At 42.8% G+C, this 16802-nt stretch carries 17 protein-coding genes; 13 read left to right on the top strand and 4 right to left on the bottom strand.

What is annotated here, in order from left to right; genetic code table 11:
- The first annotated feature begins 42 nt into the window (after nucleotides 1-42).
- Complete coding sequence (locus tag O3Q51_10015; protein ID MCZ4409146.1) at nucleotides 43-564, top strand: hypothetical protein; 522 nt, start codon at nucleotides 43-45, stop codon at nucleotides 562-564.
- Between the two features lie 627 nt (nucleotides 565-1191).
- A complete protein-coding gene (locus tag O3Q51_10010; GenBank protein ID MCZ4409145.1) occupies nucleotides 1192-2943 on the top strand; it encodes a S41 family peptidase in 1752 nt (583 codons plus the stop codon).
- A 9-nt stretch (nucleotides 2944-2952) separates the two neighbouring features.
- On the opposite strand, the gene O3Q51_10005 is transcribed toward O3Q51_10010, so the two are convergent.
- Nucleotides 2953-3651 (bottom strand): hypothetical protein, encoded by a 699-nt coding sequence (locus tag O3Q51_10005; protein MCZ4409144.1) that lies wholly within the window; start codon nucleotides 3649-3651, stop codon nucleotides 2953-2955.
- Between the two features lie 140 nt (nucleotides 3652-3791).
- Here O3Q51_10005 and O3Q51_10000 point away from each other — a divergent pair, with 140 nt between their 5' ends.
- From O3Q51_10000 to O3Q51_09970, 7 genes are all read left to right on the top strand, one after another.
- The gene (locus O3Q51_10000; GenBank protein MCZ4409143.1) at nucleotides 3792-4802 is read left to right on the top strand and encodes a hypothetical protein; all 1011 of its coding nucleotides are present in this window, start codon (nucleotides 3792-3794) and stop codon (nucleotides 4800-4802) included.
- 227 nt (nucleotides 4803-5029) lie between these two features.
- Nucleotides 5030-6232, top strand: a complete 1203-nt coding sequence (locus tag O3Q51_09995) for a GAF domain-containing sensor histidine kinase (GenBank protein MCZ4409142.1) — start codon at nucleotides 5030-5032, stop codon at nucleotides 6230-6232.
- A 179-nt stretch (nucleotides 6233-6411) separates the two neighbouring features.
- Nucleotides 6412-6942 (top strand): RNA polymerase sigma factor, encoded by a 531-nt coding sequence (locus O3Q51_09990; GenBank protein MCZ4409141.1) that lies wholly within the window; start codon nucleotides 6412-6414, stop codon nucleotides 6940-6942.
- A gap of 1 nt (nucleotide 6943) precedes the next feature.
- Nucleotides 6944-7573, top strand: coding sequence for a HEAT repeat domain-containing protein (locus O3Q51_09985; protein ID MCZ4409140.1), 630 nt, complete (start codon nucleotides 6944-6946; stop codon nucleotides 7571-7573).
- Nucleotides 7574-7583: 10 nt separating this feature from the next.
- The gene (locus O3Q51_09980) at nucleotides 7584-8555 is read left to right on the top strand and encodes a hypothetical protein (GenBank protein ID MCZ4409139.1); all 972 of its coding nucleotides are present in this window, start codon (nucleotides 7584-7586) and stop codon (nucleotides 8553-8555) included.
- Between the two features lie 130 nt (nucleotides 8556-8685).
- Entirely contained in the window at nucleotides 8686-9486 is an 801-nt protein-coding gene (locus tag O3Q51_09975) for a hypothetical protein (GenBank protein ID MCZ4409138.1), read from the top strand.
- 143 nt (nucleotides 9487-9629) lie between these two features.
- Nucleotides 9630-10808 (top strand): redoxin domain-containing protein, encoded by a 1179-nt coding sequence (locus O3Q51_09970; protein MCZ4409137.1) that lies wholly within the window; start codon nucleotides 9630-9632, stop codon nucleotides 10806-10808.
- A 119-nt stretch (nucleotides 10809-10927) separates the two neighbouring features.
- On the opposite strand, the gene O3Q51_09965 is transcribed toward O3Q51_09970, so the two are convergent.
- A complete protein-coding gene (locus O3Q51_09965; GenBank protein ID MCZ4409136.1) occupies nucleotides 10928-11401 on the bottom strand; it encodes a hypothetical protein in 474 nt (157 codons plus the stop codon).
- A gap of 210 nt (nucleotides 11402-11611) precedes the next feature.
- Here O3Q51_09965 and O3Q51_09960 point away from each other — a divergent pair, with 210 nt between their 5' ends.
- Together O3Q51_09960 and O3Q51_09955 are read left to right on the top strand one after the other, a co-directional pair.
- On the top strand, nucleotides 11612-12235 hold the full coding sequence (locus O3Q51_09960) for a hypothetical protein (GenBank protein ID MCZ4409135.1): 624 nt from the start codon (nucleotides 11612-11614) through the stop codon (nucleotides 12233-12235).
- A gap of 87 nt (nucleotides 12236-12322) precedes the next feature.
- The gene (locus O3Q51_09955; GenBank protein ID MCZ4409134.1) at nucleotides 12323-12469 is read left to right on the top strand and encodes a hypothetical protein; all 147 of its coding nucleotides are present in this window, start codon (nucleotides 12323-12325) and stop codon (nucleotides 12467-12469) included.
- Nucleotides 12470-12489: 20 nt separating this feature from the next.
- Here O3Q51_09955 and O3Q51_09950 read toward each other — a convergent pair whose 3' ends face one another.
- The gene (locus O3Q51_09950) at nucleotides 12490-13377 is read right to left on the bottom strand and encodes a DNRLRE domain-containing protein (GenBank protein MCZ4409133.1); all 888 of its coding nucleotides are present in this window, start codon (nucleotides 13375-13377) and stop codon (nucleotides 12490-12492) included.
- Between the two features lie 214 nt (nucleotides 13378-13591).
- Here O3Q51_09950 and O3Q51_09945 point away from each other — a divergent pair, with 214 nt between their 5' ends.
- A complete protein-coding gene (locus tag O3Q51_09945) occupies nucleotides 13592-14116 on the top strand; it encodes a hypothetical protein (GenBank protein ID MCZ4409132.1) in 525 nt (174 codons plus the stop codon).
- 207 nt (nucleotides 14117-14323) lie between these two features.
- The gene (locus O3Q51_09940) at nucleotides 14324-15142 is read left to right on the top strand and encodes a CDP-alcohol phosphatidyltransferase family protein (protein ID MCZ4409131.1); all 819 of its coding nucleotides are present in this window, start codon (nucleotides 14324-14326) and stop codon (nucleotides 15140-15142) included.
- A 113-nt stretch (nucleotides 15143-15255) separates the two neighbouring features.
- Here the strand turns inward: O3Q51_09940 and O3Q51_09935 are convergent, their stop codons facing one another.
- Nucleotides 15256-16347: a T9SS type A sorting domain-containing protein gene (locus O3Q51_09935; GenBank protein MCZ4409130.1), complete on the bottom strand. Its 1092-nt coding sequence runs from the start codon at nucleotides 16345-16347 to the stop codon at nucleotides 15256-15258.
- Nucleotides 16348-16802: the final 455 nt, after the last annotated feature.

Raw genomic sequence — 16802 nt, 5'->3', positions numbered from 1 at the left:
GATGTGGTCACATTTTGACCAAAATCCATAAATTAACGCCATATGGAAATCAAAAGGAGGAATCGCACACATATCGAGGTAATCGTCATCGGCGTTGTGTCGCTGTATTACATTGGCAGCCGATTGATTAAAGCGACTGAAAGTTCAGAAGAGCCATCATGGCCTTTTATTCTCTTTCAGGCCTTCGCCTTATTAGTGATGGGAGGGCTACTGACCCGGTCAATTATTCAGCTGACCAAAAAAACACCTGCGCTGATTATTACCCCCGATGGGATTGTAGACAATATAAGTATGGCCAATGCTGGTATGATTGATAGCGGTAATATCGAAGAATTCACTATTGGTAAGGTGGGTGGAGCAGATAATCTCATTATTAAGTTGAAAGATCACAAAACGATTTTATCAAACATGAGTGGGTTCAGGCAACGCATGGTGGAAACAATCATTAAAAAGCATGGGACACCCGTAGCGATTAATCTGAAGTTGCTCAAAATAGATCCCGATAAGTTGATGGAGATTTTGGAGAATCAATTTCCAAAGGCTACTTCAGCTGAAATGAGGTAGACCTAGACCAAGCTCAAGCCATACCCCCATCTTTAACACACCTGCTTGGCAGGGTAGCAACTTAGCAACGTAGGAGCCTGCCTGCCGGAAGGCAGGCGATCTCACCGAAGGCAAACCCGGTGGAGCAGATTTTATAGATTATTGCGCTGCGAGATGTTTCGGACGACGTGCAGCAATACCCGTAAAAATTGTACTGCAACAAACCGAACTTTATACCTGCGTTGTTCTGCAAATATAATTTAACTTGACGTATGCGTGCGTCATTTTTAGCCGGGTTTTTGCACTGAACCCGGATTGATCATTAAAATAAGTTTGAACGCGCAAAAATTGCCTTTCTACGTCCTTGAACTTTATTCGCGTCGTGTTTGTTTTTTTTAGGAACTCATGAGATCTTCGCATAAGGCAGATAAGTTGCTCCACTTTGTTTCAAGACAAAGAGGAAAGACAAAGTAGAAAGAGAAAAGTACCTCCTTTTACCCTCGAAGAGTTTTCTACTTTGTCGCTATGTGTCAATCTCTACCATGCAAGATCTTCGATCGCTTATCTTTTACCTCTCCTTAACACACTTTTACATCCCTTTCCATCCTTGCGATGCTTGCTTGGCTACATTTGGCGAAAACTATACGGATGTCCAAAGTATTTCTTTCCACCATCGGCTTTGCCGTAGTCGCTTGTCTGTGTTTAACGCGTTGTGATGCGCAAACTTCAGATAGCAATGTCTCTGCCACCGAGGAGATGGCGGAGAAGAAACCCATCGTGGCGGTCTTGAAAGAAAACAGTGCGCTACCTATCGAGGAGCGTATCGCCTTGTTTTATAAACTAAAGGAAGAAAGTCCCGATGGCTATGATTTCGATAATGAGGATGCGCTGAACCTCTTTGGCTATTCCCTCTTGTGGGAAGAGCAGGTAACTGAGGCCATAGAAGTATTCAAATTGGTAGTGGCTGAGTTTCCCGAATCGTCCAATGCCTACGATAGCCTGGGCGAAGCCTATTTGGCCAATGGAGATTCGCAACTATCGCTGGTCAATTACGAGAAATCATTGGAGCTCAACCCCGATAATTTTAACGCTGAAGACCAGGTCGAAGCCATCAAATATCCCGATAGAAAGAAGCCGACACCCGCTGAGCTATATGAAAAAGTATACACACCCGAAGAGTACCGAGCCGACTTGGACCAATTGGGCAGCAAGATGGTGGAGTATCATCCCGCGGTATTCAAATTCATCTCCGAAGAGGATTTTTGGCAGAACATCGAAAACCACAAAGCCGCCGTTACGAATGAAACTACCTATGCGGAGTTTTCGTGGATGTGCAGTGATGTAGTGGCCAGCATTGATTGCAGCCACTCGGGCACGGGCTGGTTTTACCCCGAGTTCAACATGCTTCCGGTCGATTTGCTCTTTCCCATCCAAACCCGATTGGTAGACGAGAAGCTTTATGTGATCGAGCCATTGAACAATACCGATAAGGTGAGCATGAAAGATGAGATTGTCAGCATCAACAGAGTATCGGTGGCCGAAATCATTGGTAAGATTTATCCACACATCCCCTCGCAGGGGAGCGTTGAAACTACCAAGCGGCATGTCTTCAATTTCTGGTCTTCGGGTATGATACCTTATGCGCTCGATTTTCCTGAAACATATACTGTTGTCGTAAATGGCAAGAAAGATCCCATCGTTTTGAACAAAGCAGAGAAGGCCAATGCCCCTTATGGTGATCAATCTTTGCCTCGTTGTGAAAATGGTCTTTGCCTCGAATTTCAGGATGATATAACGGCCGTCCTCACCGTGGCCAGTTTTAACTATTACCACTCTTCGGACAATTTTGAGGAGTTTACCAAATTCATGGACGAGAGTTTTGATGAGCTCCGTGAAAAGAAAACGAAGAATCTGATCATTGACGTGCGCAGCAATGGCGGCGGATCGCCCGAATCGGCCGTTTACCTTTTGCAGTACCTCACCGACGCGCCATTCCTTTATTTCTCTGAGTCGGGCTATCAAGTACCCGAAACCACGACGGAAGTAGAGCCTTTCGGCAATGCCTTTGCAGGGAACTGCTACTTCATGATGGACGGGATGGGAAATTCTACCACCGGTCACTTTATGTCGATGGTGAAGCACTTGGAACTTGGACCCATAGTGGGAGAGGAGCTGGGCGCCAATCAGTTTTGCACGGGCGGTCAGCAAAGAGGCAGACTTTCGAACACCAAATTTGAGTTTTACGTTGGTAACAATACCAACGAAACCACGGCCACCGAGCTGCCCGATGAGGTAGGTATTCTACCTGATTACTGCGTAAGCCAAAGCATTGATGAATACATAGCCAAAGTGGATGCCGTAAAGGGATTTACCATTGATTTGGTGAATAAGGCGGAATGATAAGTATTATTAAAATCCCCCGGCTGGCAAAATGACCGGCTCAAAGCTTCTGCTGAACTTCGTCCTATCAAGTAGGTAGTCCGTTAGTTCAGTCAACTTTTGGCTTTCCGGATAGCGCAAGTAGTCGCTCGATACGATTTGATGAACTCCGTTGGACCATCCCTCAACAGTTTGCGATCCGCCATCCGTTTTTGGATGACCTCTTTGGTCTCGGGTGTTTTTCCAAAAGCCGATCGCAGAGAGTGTGCTTTCTATTTTATTCCAATCTGAAAGAGGAATTTTTGTCTTCTTTTCATCGCTTACTTCATCCGGCTCGCCCGGTACAAACCTTGTGGTTTCTTGCCAATAAAGGAAGGCGTGAATCTTTCGCTTTTCCACCCTTAGCAATGTCGTTCTTGTAAAAGCTTCTTGCAGTAGAAATCGATATGCGTCGTATTCCAAGCTGTCGCTGCAGAAGCTCGGTTCATCAAATTGCCTCAGCGTTTCCGTAAACATTCTATGAGCGAAACTATCTATTGGAGGATCATTACTTGACCTAAACAAATCGTAAGGGGCATAGTATTCTTCTTTTTCACTCAATCGTTCTGTTTTCCATTTAAAACCGGACTCCGATGAGCTACACGATGCCAAAATGAGTAGTATAAGACAAGCAGTGGAGTAGGAGATGCTCCATTTTACTTTGATCTCATGGTTTGGATATCCGCTCACTGATGTTCGTTTGTTTCGTGTATTTCAAAGTTACCGATCCCGTTGCAATTGGGAGGTGGTTTTTTCTATTTTTGCCTGCACTCCGCGGGGTGGGGCGGTCATCAATAATTCTAAGTGTTTGAGATAGGATTCTGATCACTATGGGATTGATTGTAAATAATAGTAGTCGGGTAATGGTCAAGACGGTTCTTGTCAGTTTCATATGTATACTCTTGAGTTTGGAATTGGACGCGCAGATAAATGTCGGTCCCAGAGTAGAACTCGAAACCAGATCATTGGGGAAATTTGAAGAGGTACATCTCGATAGGTTGAAAAATTCAAAGACGTATTTCGTTTATAAGGATAGCGACTTATACCATCTCGAGTCATTGAGTAAGTCCTTGAAAGAAGTTTGGCATTATTCTGAACTTGAACTGATATCGTTTGATGAATTTCGGTCGGGAAAATACAAGGGAAACTACTCTTTCTTTACAATTGATCATCTGCGCGTCATATTGAAAAAGTATGACTATCCGGTCGGGTTTTTTGACTTTTGCTTTCTACACCTTTGGATGAAGACGGAAGAGGAGACGCTCTCTTTTTGTCGCATAGAACTTCAGCCCGCCGCCGAAGTTTATCCTGTGATAGCCCAAAGCTACAGCGATACCACTTATAATGGTGCGTGGGAATATATTTATAAGCGCTCAACGATTCACAACTGGCACCTCACTCATTTGAAGACGGCACTTCAGTATGTTAATCGTAAAATATTTGAGGCAAAAGAGCACAAACTCTATGATGCGGTAGTGAAGGAGAACCTCTCGGTGCTAAAGAATGATACGCTGTACGTTCCTGATTATGTACGCGTCAAATACAGTGTTTACCCCGGAACGGAGCACAAGCGCAAGAATTTGAATTGGGTTTTTAGGAAATACAAACATCCGTATAGATTAGTGAGCGAGGGAGAGTTGTTTGAGATTAGTCAGACTTCAGGAGGGACTGCTATCTATCTCAATTGGGTAAAGAGCAGCAACCATAAATACATCAGCGTTTTTGATGGCAAGACATCTGAGTTGCTTTACAATGATGCTTCTTTAGGACGCAACTTGAAGGTTAAGGATATCAAGGAGCTTTCAAAAGCAATTAAGAAGGCGCATCGAAAGCACGATTGACATTATAAGAACAATAGTCCACGATTTACATTCAGTGAGATCGCTCCTTTGTCGCTAATTTAAACCGTGGGCTATAGGTGAGAGAGTTAACCAAAACCTTTTGAACGGTTTCAATTCATCTTTGAAACGGCCGCATTACATGGATGTGCTAACAAGAGCTTAATACACCGGTTAAATCCGGTCTTACTTTTGCTTCGTATGTTTGACCATGCTTAAGACGAGCAGCTATGATAAAACCCGACTTTCCGAAAAATGAAGCTCAGCGGCAGAAAGCATTGGAGCGGTATGCCATTCTGGATACTATCGAAGAAGAGAGCTATGATAACTTAACCGCGTTGCTGGCAAGCATTTGCGAAGTGCCTATTTCACTGGTTTCCTTATTGGATAAGGAAAGGAACTTCATGAAATCTCATTATGGTGTTCCATTTAATGAAGACCCGAGGGAGCGTTCTTTTTGTGGCCACACCATTATGCAAAATGAAGGGGTTTTGATTGTGGCTGATGCGACCTTGGATGAGCGCTTTCACGATAATCCATTGGTTACGGAAATGGGCGTTCGTTTTTATGCCGGTGCCTCACTCGTCGATTCTCAAGGTTTTCGCTTGGGTGCCTTATGCGTTTTTGGCCGAGAGCCCAAAATACTGACGGATCGCCAAAAGAATGCCCTTGCGAATCTCTCCAAGCATGTGATGCTGCTTTTGGAAAGTAGGCTTTTAAACATCAACTTGCTACAAGCTGAACAGGAATTGCAGACGCGGAATGAGGAGTTGGAAAAGTTTGCAGCGGCCACTTCGCACGATCTCAAATCGCCATTGCACAACATTGTTGGTTTGCTCGATTTGTTGAAGGACTCTTCAAGAGAAAAATTAAGTGAAGAAGAACTGTCGTACATAGATATGACCAAGGACTCGGCGCGCTCTCTGTCCGATTATATTTCGGGATTGCTCAAATTTTATCAAAATGATCAGCTCATTTCGGAAGAGCAGACTACCATAAAAGCATGCATACTTTCTAAAGAGTTGGCATCAATGTTTTCGAATCCGAAGTACAGTTTGAAGTTCTACTCGTCTTCTGAATTAATACGCTTGAATGCAGAAGCATTTCGTCAAATATTGATGAATTTGATCTCGAATGGATTCAAATGCAATGACAGTGAAGCCCCCACAGTCTCTGTAAGTATTACAGAAAACAAGACTCACTATTGTCTTGAAGTGAAGGACAATGGAGTGGGTATTCCAAAAGAAGATCAGCAGAAAGTGTTTGACCTTTTCGAGACTTCCGATACAGGCGAACACAGTGGCCCAAAAGGAACGGGAATAGGTTTGGCTACGGTTAAGAAGCTGGTCGAAAAATTGGAAGGGGTGATCGAAATTACCTCAATCCCCGGGAAGGGTTCAAAGTTTACTTGCCTCATTCCGAAGCACGGCTGATAGGAAAAGGCGAACCTAGCCGTTTCAACGGTTTGCGAAATTATCAATCATAAGCGGGTGGCCTTTCCTTCTCATAATTTGGCTACTCATTTCTCTTAATTTTCGCCAAAAGCAACTTTTTTTGCGACACTTTAGCGAAACGGCAGTTAGTCAATAAACGAAAGCGCCGGGAACTACCATTGGAAGATTCGAAATTAATACGGGCATGCAAGAAGAATAGCATTCGCGCTCAAAAGCTCGTGTATGAGTTGCACAAGGATATGCTCTACAATGCGAGCTATCGAATTCTGAAAAACAGCGAAGATGCTCAGGATACCGTGCACGATGCATTTATTAAGGCTTTTAAAGGGATATCCAAGGTTGATGATGATCTTAACCTGGGAGCGTGGTTGAGAAGGATAGCAGTCAATACATCCTTGGATTTTTTGAAGAAGCACAAAAGAATGGTCAAATGGGATGTCTCAATAGATATTCCCGATGAAGATGATGAAACCGAGGGATTTGAAGAAGTGACCTTAAAAGTAGAAGAAGTGAAAAGGGCCATCAATGGCTTGAGCGATAGCTACCGAATCACCGTTGTGCTCTACTTGATTGAGAACTATACGCACCGAGAAATAGCCAAGGAACTGGGCTTGAAAGAAAGTACGGTGCGCAATCAGTACCGAAGAGCGAAAATGCAATTAAAAAAAGAATTGAAAATATCTGAATAGTATGGGCTTAGAGAAATTTGTAAAAGAGCACAAAAATGAATGGGACGACGGGAAGATGCCTTTCGGAGCGCAACCTGATTTTGAGGCTCGGCTGAAAAGCGAATTGCATGGTTCTGCAGATTCCAAAAGAGGAAAGCGAATAAGAGTCTTGTCCATTGCCGCTACCATCCTTGTTTTGGTAACGCTAGGCACAGTATTTACTTTCAATAAACTGGATGAAATAGAGACAAGAGATAAGTTTATACTGGCATTGGGAGAGGATCAAACGAACAGCACGCGATTGGAAGCCATTTACGAGATAGAAGATCTAAATAGAAAGCAGAAAGAAGATGAGAAGATTCTTATTGCCTTTTTTAAAATATTAAAGGAGGATTCTGACACCCATTCCAAGCTGGCAGTGATTGATGCGTTGATGGCCTTTCCCGATAATCAGCTGGTAAGAGACAACATCATCGAAGCATTAGCAAAAGAAAAGGAGCCATTGGTGCAATTGAAGCTCATCAAGTCGGTCACGATATTGAGGGAGCAACGCGCCAAAGCACCCCTTGAAGAAATCATTAATGACACGGAATCCTTGCCTTTGGTCAAGGGAAATGCATATGCCAGTTTGGCCATGTTTAATGAACAATAATTTGAATACCATGAATAGAATCGCAGTAATACTCATCGCACTGTTTATCGTCAATGCAGGTTATGCGCAAGACAATGAAAAACGGATAAAATTTAGCTCGGGTACGCTGAACTTGTGTACACAAGCCAATTTGAAAATAAAGGGATATGACGGTGATGAGGTGATCATAAAGAGCCTGAATAAGAATGCCCGTTTTGTGTATAATCTCGATGACCTGGAAGAACTCGAAGAGCTCGATGATCTTGAAAGCTTGACGTATCAGTTGGAAAGTGATGTTCTGATACTGGACTCCATAGCAGGTAGTTCAAACATACGTTACATGTCCTTTTCGGGAAAGGAGAAAAGCTTAGAGAAAGGTTTGAAACCACTCGGTAAAGAATCTAAAGACCCGGCCGACAATTTGTATTTGGACATTACTGAAAATCCCGGTGAACTTATTATTAGAGACTACCAATCTGAAAGTGGGTTTGACTTTATGGAGGCATGGGCTTTTGATAAGAAGTACGAGATCACCATTCCCAATTCGGTGAAGCTGTTGTGGAATACGGATGATTGTTCAAAGAAGAATTCCAATACTTTCTTTGTGACTTCAGGATCTCAACCTTCAGAGATCTCCGATTTTAAGGGGGAAGTCGAGGTCTCCCTTTCTTACGGCTCCGTCAGCTTCACGGATGTCGTTGGCCCTGTTATTGCCAATACAATTGGCGGGAATATTCAAGTGGAATTCAAGAAAACCACTCCGTCAAAATTGTACTCACTCATTACCGAAAACGGATACATCAATATGGAACTACCTGAAGACGCTGGTTTGAGCATTGATGCTACCGCGAGTCGTATTTTAAGTGATATTGATTTCAAGGTTTTAAAGGAAGAAACTGAACCGTTTAGTAAGCATAAAAAAATGAGTCTAAAGTCGAATTCAGGCAGTGTGAAAATGAAGTTGGACGCAGGTTCAGGAAGTATTTATTTGAGAAAGAATTAGAGGAGAGGTCATGCTATATAGCACATTGTAATAATTCATAAAGAAAAGTGCTTGTAATGGAACAAGCACTTTTCATATACTTTCTTCCAGTCATTCTTCGTTCTCCTTAGTGAATGCTAATCTGAAGGAAATGAGAAATAAGCCGTTCATTCAATCTGGTTTTTTTGGTTTTTCATTTTTATTTCTCTTTTCGTTGGCAGCAGTTTTCTTAACGGGTTTTGAGACATCTAAAAAGGGAGAACCGGCTCAGTTCAAGATACCCTTTATCAAGGGAATTACGGACACCACGACTTTGTGCCTCTCGCCCGAATATATGCTCAATGCTTGGTATAGAGTAGAGCGAATGGACTCCATTGCGGATACACTTGATCTTTCAGGGCCATCCAAACATGATGTTAAACTATCCTTTCAGTTTTTCATGCCCACGGAAATTGCCGACCTGCCGCGATCAAATCATGGCCTACAAGTAATCGTCGATACCATCAATGAATTGTCAATGACCAAGAAGCCCATCTGGGCCAGTTATCTTTTTTACAGGTTTTTTGATGATAGTGTACAGGTGCTTCAGGACGACACCTTAATTCAGCATGTCAAGAGCTTTCCCATTTACGTAGCGAATGTATCAGAGGACGCATACGCCCAAGTTACTTTGCAAGATAAAAGCTTGATCCTGATCGTGGAGGCTAAGGATACCAATGGTGACTGGAAGCCAATCGAGTATTGGTCGAATAGTTGGTGTGGAAATAGTTATTTCGAGCAACTGCTACCACCTAAGCATATGATGATAAGCAGAGGCATCAAATGCAGTGGTGACTTCCACACAAGATGCAGGCTGAAGCTGACTACTCAACGAGATTCGGTCTATTCAAATGAATTTTCAATGAGCATCAATGAGACGCAGTTTACTAATCCTCTTCAAAAAGATGGGTAGTTTATCATTCTTTAGTAGTTCGCGTACGGGTATTTGGAAGCTTGACAAACTTTCTTTAGTACACGGGATGTGGACTTTATAAATCATGCGTAATACCCTGCGAGTGAATGACAAAAAAGTCTTTTCGATTGAAAGCTTCTATTATGAAAAACAATCTTCTATTGCTCACTATGTTTCTATTCACCTTCGCGGGAAACGCTGCTAACGTTGAGATTGGAAAACCGATTCCAAGTTACACCTTCACTGATATTCTCAACACCGATAAGAAACCGTTTAGTCTTGACGAGCAAAACAAACCGATCATCATCGAATTTTGGGCTACTTGGTGTTCGCCTTGTATTCCTGCCATGAAGAAATTGGAGGGGTTTCAAAAAGCCTATGGAGATGAAATCGAAATCATAACGGTTTCGACAGATAGCAAGAAGAATCTGAGGAGATACATTGAAAACACAGAAACGGCTTTGAGGATTGCTTTCGATACAATGCATGTCGCAATCTTCGACTACACGAGTATCCCACATGCTATCTTGATCGATAGAAACGGAATCGTACAAGGAATTACCTCACCTAATAAAATCACGGATAAGGTTATAGATGATTTGATCAAAGGCGCGCCAATTGATTTGGCGGAAACAGTGACTCTTGCCTCTGACGTTAGCTTGAGCAAAGAATACAGAGGCGCGGATTATCAGTACAAGTTGACTTCTGAAAACAAGGAGCTGAGCTTTAAAAATGAGATCAGGAGAAATGGTGAAGGTGAGCCGGTAGCTTTGGACTTTAGAAATGTTTCCATCTACAGACTGATGACCGACCTTTATGAGCTTTCGTCTGCTGCAAGGATCTATAGCCAAGAAGAACCATCGACTCAGAAAAAGTACTGTTTCAGTCTTGAACAGAGTGAGAATTTTCAAAAAGACTTATTGCAGAATGCAAAAGATATTCTGAATTCAGAATTAGATGTGCGTGCAGAGTTAATAGAAACAGAAAGGGATTCAGTGTATGTCTTGGAAGTGGTAGATGTGGCTAAATTGCCGAAACAATCAACGGAGGAAAGCAGATATGTCGAGTTCAGGGGACCCAATTATTCAGGCAGAAACGTTTCGTCGTATAACTTGATTGAATATCTTGAGAATGAGATTTACCAACCGGTGAAGGACAAAACAGGACTAGACTATTCTTTCGATATCGACCTAAACTGGAACTACGAAGAAGGAGGTAAATCGTTGAATCGGGAACTGGAGAAGTACGGATTCAAGATTAAGAAATCGACTAAGCCGGAAAAAATCAGATTATTGGAATTGACCAAAAATAGCGGTGGTTAGCACTTTGCATCAATAGGCATCGTTGGGAGAAATGCCATGGAGAGAAATGGTTGAAACCATTGCGAACAGACGTGTATGCACCATAGAAAATGCCCTTAAGCCATGGGCTATGTTTAGTATCAATTATTAATCAGCTCAATCCTCTCATTCACCTCGTCCATAAAATCGTGGAGATAGCTTGGAACATTGTTTTTTTCCTGATCTATCCTCCAGCTCTGTAGATTGCCATTGACAGAGTGTTGGATAAACAGTCCGCCACCGTCAGCACAGTCGGGGCAACCGAAAACGGTCTCGCTTTCACCGAGCAGTTGCAAGGGGAAAAAGTCATCCAAGTCATTGGTTAGTTCAAATTTCTCGTTTGGCAATTCGATGAAGGCTAAATCCTGACCGGAGTAGTCATCGATGGTATCTTCATACAATTTGGTGTCGGTGAGCTTAAAGGTTTCGACACATGTCTCACCAAAACACTCCCCATAGAAATGGCCAAAAACCAAGTAGTCCGGATCGCTGGCAGAGCTACAATAATTGTCATCATCTTTATCACAGGAAATGAATATCCCTATGGCCGTCAGGAATAGAAATAGGTTTTTCATAAGAAGGCTTAATGCAAAAGACTTTGACGTCTTTTCGTTCGAGTAGCTTCACTAAGTTAAGAATAAGTTGGTTGGGCTCGAAGATGTGCTGTTTCTTAAACAGCCTTTCTATTTTGCATACCTTATTCGCGCTAAGCATGAACCAGCAGGGGTAAATTTCATGAACCTCCGTTTGGTCTAACCTTACAACTAAAACGTAATAATAAACTTATGGCAATTGATATTATCGGAGTGGGTGTTGGTCGTACCGGTACTTACTCACTCAGAATGGCGATTAATCAACTCGGATATGGTCCTTGTCACCACATGGAAGAGGTGCTTAAAAATATGGAGGTGCAGGTATCTCGCTGGTCGGAGGCCTTAAATGGAAAGGCGGATTGGGAGGCCATTTACAATGGATTCAATAGCGCGGTAGATTGGCCAACGGCAGGGTTTTACCGTGAGTTGATCAAGGAGTACCCAAATGCAAAATTTATATTGACGGAGCGAAGCCCTAAATCTTGGGCCGATAGTTTTGGTTCAACCATTTATAAATTGCTGGAAGGCAGAGCTGACGCACCTGAAAAGATGCACGAATGGTTGAATATGGTGAACAAGGTCACCACCAAAACGGGATTTCCTGATGGATTAGACCGTGAAGGATTAATCGCAGGATTTATTGCTCATGGCAAAGCGGTAAGGGAAGCAATTCCCGCTGATCAGTTGCTGATATTTCAAGTGAAGGAAGGGTGGGAGCCACTCTGCCAATTTCTGGATAAGCCCGTTCCGAATGAATCCTTTCCGCACTCGAATAACCGCGAGGAGTTTTGGGAATTGGTAAAAGCCGGGAGCTAATTAGAGTTTACACTCTTTGGTTTAATGAATGTACTTGGTATGGTAAAGCATATGCTGATCTAGGCAAACGGACAAACGACAAAGCAAATGACAGGTTTCAACATTATTTTGGTTTTTGCGATCATTCTGTTTGCCAGATTAGGGGTGCGCCTGTTTGTCAAGTGGAAACAACTCAAGAACGAATCGTCTCATGACGAAGACGAAAAGAAGGAAGATTCAAAAACCAGAGAATAACTTGCCTGGCCAGCCTTGCTTTATCTGGCTATAACCAATGTGTGATTGGATGAGATCCCCGTTGAATTAACAAGCTGAACCACATATGATCCGTTTGCAAGGTGAGCAACATTTATTTCGAGTAGCTCATCAGATAATTGTTTGTAGCTCTCTATAAGTCGGCCATTTAGATCGTATATACGCAATTCGCTACCATTCAATTCCTTTCCTTGCACTCGAACTATTTCTGATGTTGGGTTTGGAAAGAGGGTAAGCTCAGATTCAGACTCACCCCAATCCGATGAAAGAGTAGTTTCATAAGTAATTTCAATTTTTGGCCAGAGCTCAGGATTATCGTTATCGCTTGAGCCAAATACCATCGCTCTGTAGGGCTGTTCGGTTGCCAATTTGATCATAAGCCCATGTCCCGTTTCAGGGTTGTCAATCATTTCTTGTACCAGTATGGTAATATCTATGTCGAGGTAGTCTTGAATAGCCGCTGTAGAGGCAGGCAATTGCACCTGATTTATGGTGGTCATTGCAGGTCTGTTAGCCCACGTCACGGTTTCTTCTTCCCATGGTTCGATGATTTTTCTCAATACGGCATTGTTGGATCCTGAAAGAGTAGAGTGTGGTCCGTTCGAAGAGGAGTCGTAGGAGTACAATGAGAGCTTGGCTTCCAGAATATTCACATCAGGTGGTAGATCGGGAGGAATCACATCAATAAGGCACCTGACTGCAAGAGGGGTTAGGCCATTCGTCCAAGCTGACGCCATGAAATTTTGATGATCGCCGACATTTAACTCAGGCTCCAACGTGTAGATAAAGGCGTCCTTACCATCTTCAGGTCCGGGTTGATAAATGATGGTTTCTTGCGCGCTTAGTTCAAAGCAGAGGAAAATAAAGAGAAGTGTGTAGCATTGTCTCATTGGAAAGGCATTTTTTTAAAGATAGAAATTTTGTGCCTAATACGATTCGAACGAATAAAATTAATGTCCTTATAAATAGTATTCTACAGAAAATATACGTCGTTTTTACAGAATCATGTACACTCAGGAATTTGAGGCAATCTTGAATAGTTTCCATTAGTTTTGGTGGAATACCATTTTATGTGGTTTATATTACTAGCAACGGATGAATTCAATGGTGAAGCATTTGACAATTTTTATTTCAGCTCTGCTGTTCTTCCTGTGCTTCAGCAGCTTCATGAATAACAATGATGAAATCGAATGCTCCAATAGCGAATGCTACGGGCAGTATAAAGGAGCTGAATTTATCAATGGCTCAGACGTAGCCCATCAATTCTCTAACAAGATGTCAGCAGCGGTTGGCGTCAAGCTGAAGGAGCTATTTAAAGCGGGAGAGTATTCGAAAGTAGACTTCGACCAGATCGAAATGACCACAAAGGGTATGGGAAGCGGAAATGTGATCTACTATCTGAAAATTCCTTTCAAACGTGTGGGTACCGACTGTGAAGCATATACATCATTTGATCATGTGGGCGGATGGAATCATGCACCTGCATTGGAAGCCAGAAAGAAGCAGCTCAGTGGCGTTTTGATGGACAATCACGAACTGGATATCAGCGATCTGAAAACCACAAGCGAGGGATTGCAGGAGTACTGGATACAATGGAAAAACAAGCAAACTCAATCGATGTGTGAGTAGTAGATATTATTGCGGAGGTGCAAGATTCTTTGCCGTCTTCTCTTAAATTGATAGTGCTTTCCTACCCATCCATAAACTGAAAATCCTGAATAGGCTTCATCCGATTGTGGAGTAGCATCGAGAGATCAAATCACATCATTCGATTTAAGCGTACCTTCGTCGCCTTACTATTTGGTATATTCCACAATACGGTTGCTATGCTAGTACATGTCCAAATTACCCAAAGCGCATAAATTCACTGATCTTTCAGACTATGGAAGACCTGTAGCGAAACTGATCGCAAACGGATTAAAGAACACTTCTTTCACGCCTATTCACGTCACTCTCTGGTTTATCATCTCAGGCCTTTTGGCTATCTACTGTATACTCCAGGGGTATTATTGGCCAGCTGCTTTCTTTCTAATCTTCAAGTCCATCCTCGATGCCGCCGATGGGGAGTTGGCAAGGGTAAAGAAAAAGCCTTCATATACAGGGCGCTATCTCGATTCTGTAGCTGATATCCTTTTGAACGCCCTCATTTTCATTACGATTTGGCACACCACCGATACCAAAATATGGATAGCTGTTGGGGCATTCATTGGTTTGCAATTGCAGGGTACGCTCTACAATTACTACTATGTGATATTGAGAAATAAATTTGATGGCGATACTACCAGTCGCGTGTTTGAGACCAAGACGCCCATTGCCTTAAAAGGCGAAAAACAGCAGCATGTCAATGTTCTTTTTGCTTTGTACAAACTGCTCTATGGCGCATTTGATAAGACCATATACGCGTTGGATCCCCATGCAGAAAAGGGTATTGCATTACCAAAATGGTTTATGACCATCCTATCTACGTTCGGTTTGGGATTTCAGCTCCTGGTCATAGCCGTGATGTTGGTCACGGGATTGGAAGCCTTTATTCTGCCTTTCTTCTTCGGCTATACCGCGATGGTTTTCGTTTTCATCGGTATTCGGAAGTTCTTCTTTCGAGAGGTCAAAGCGAAGAGGGTAAAAGAGGTGGCTCCGCTTTACGTGAAGACATAACAATTCCATTTTACCGAGTCGCACTATTCTGGATTTTGCGACCTCGGTATCTCCAAAACATTAAAAATCCCCCGACTTCGCAGCACGGGGGATTCGGGTTTAAATCAGTTCCTTTACTCTCTGATAAAGCGCATGGAAGTCATCTGTTGGTTTCCATCGCGAAGGATCAAGATGTAGGTGCCCGTGGTCAACGAACTTACGTCGAGGTTAAAGTTATTCATCCCTTCGATCACGTTTACATTTTCTTGCATTACCGTTCTTCCTAGCAGATCGGTTACTATGATTTGTTCGGCTGCATCGCTCTCTGAAGTCACTGCCACGTTTAAATTGCTTGCGGCAGGATTGGGGCTTAGGCTCATTTCTTGCGAAAGGGTCTGACTGCCGAGAACTTCAATTCCTGCTTCAATGGTAAAAAATGCTTCAGCTGAGAAAGGAGTTAATGTCAAGTTGGGGGGAAGTTCACAGGCGCATGTAACCCTCCAGTTGTATGTACCTGGGCTTAGGTTGGCAAGTGGAACAGTAAGTGAACTTACTTCGTTTCCAATGAGGTTCTTATTCACGTTAAAGCTTCCAAAGAGTCCACCTTGAACACGGCATCCTACAGAATTTGGAACAGGATCCCAAGTCAATTGGACATTGTTAGGGTTGATGGTAGATGACAATCCGGTTACAGGTGCACTTACATCACATGGGTTGGGAGGATCAATTCCTCCAACCATGTTCACACAGTAATCTTCTATCTCTCCTTCCGGAACATTCTGGCAAAGGTTGGCCTGTGCAAACCCCATCGCGATGCGTAGCTTCACTTTTCCATTTACCGCATTAGATGGAACTGAGAAACTTCCCGATACTTGGAACTGCCCAAAATCGGTGAAAATCTCCTCACCCGGATCTTCGAAATCTCCGTCTTGGTTGAAGTCCATCCAAGCAGAGAATGTTTCGGAAAAAGGACCGTCTCCATAGCCTACGCCTACTTGGTATGAATAAGTAGTACCTGCAGCAAACGTGGCACTGACGTCGCCAAAGTCTTGGTATCCGTCATTGTTTCCTGAAATATTAAAAAGAGGTCCGATGTCTACTCCTGCAATCCATTCAAATGATGAACTGAGGCCTACGGCAGGACATACATCTGCACAAGACTGGGCATTGGCTAGTTGGCTGCCAAATAGAACAGACGCAGCTAAAACAAGTAAAGGTTTTTTCATTTTGATTGGTTTTGTATAAAAGTACACTATTCCGAATTGAAATGTCTACCAAGTTTGATGAACTGTTCAGCGTAAACTCTGAATAATGCAATTTTTAATGTTAGCATAACCTCAACTCAATACTTCCCGATTGATATGCTATTGTTAAGGCTTTGCGTGAAGTGATTAAAACTCATCAATGCCGCTATTTTCGCACCACATCTTAAAAGAGTGTGGGTCGCTTTTTGCGTTGCGCCTTTCACTTAGTACATCTTCATAAGAAGAATTTGGTTAGCCTAAGCCCCCTTCAAACGAGAAGGGGCTTAGGCATTTTATTGTGGAATGAGAGTAGAATTCGACGTTGCTTTCGGGTCGAGTGCTGTGAGAGTTTGCAATTATGTTGAGTATAAATGGGCGGTCTACTGCGACCTATAGAGAGCGAATAGGTCAGGTAATCAGTAGTTTATAATCCTGTC

Source organism: Cryomorphaceae bacterium 1068, from assembly GCA_027214385.1.
Lineage (GTDB): Bacteria > Bacteroidota > Bacteroidia > Flavobacteriales_D > Cryomorphaceae > JAKVAV01.
The sequence above is the reverse complement of the archived record's forward strand: the minus strand, read 5'-3'. Positions and strand labels throughout refer to the sequence as shown.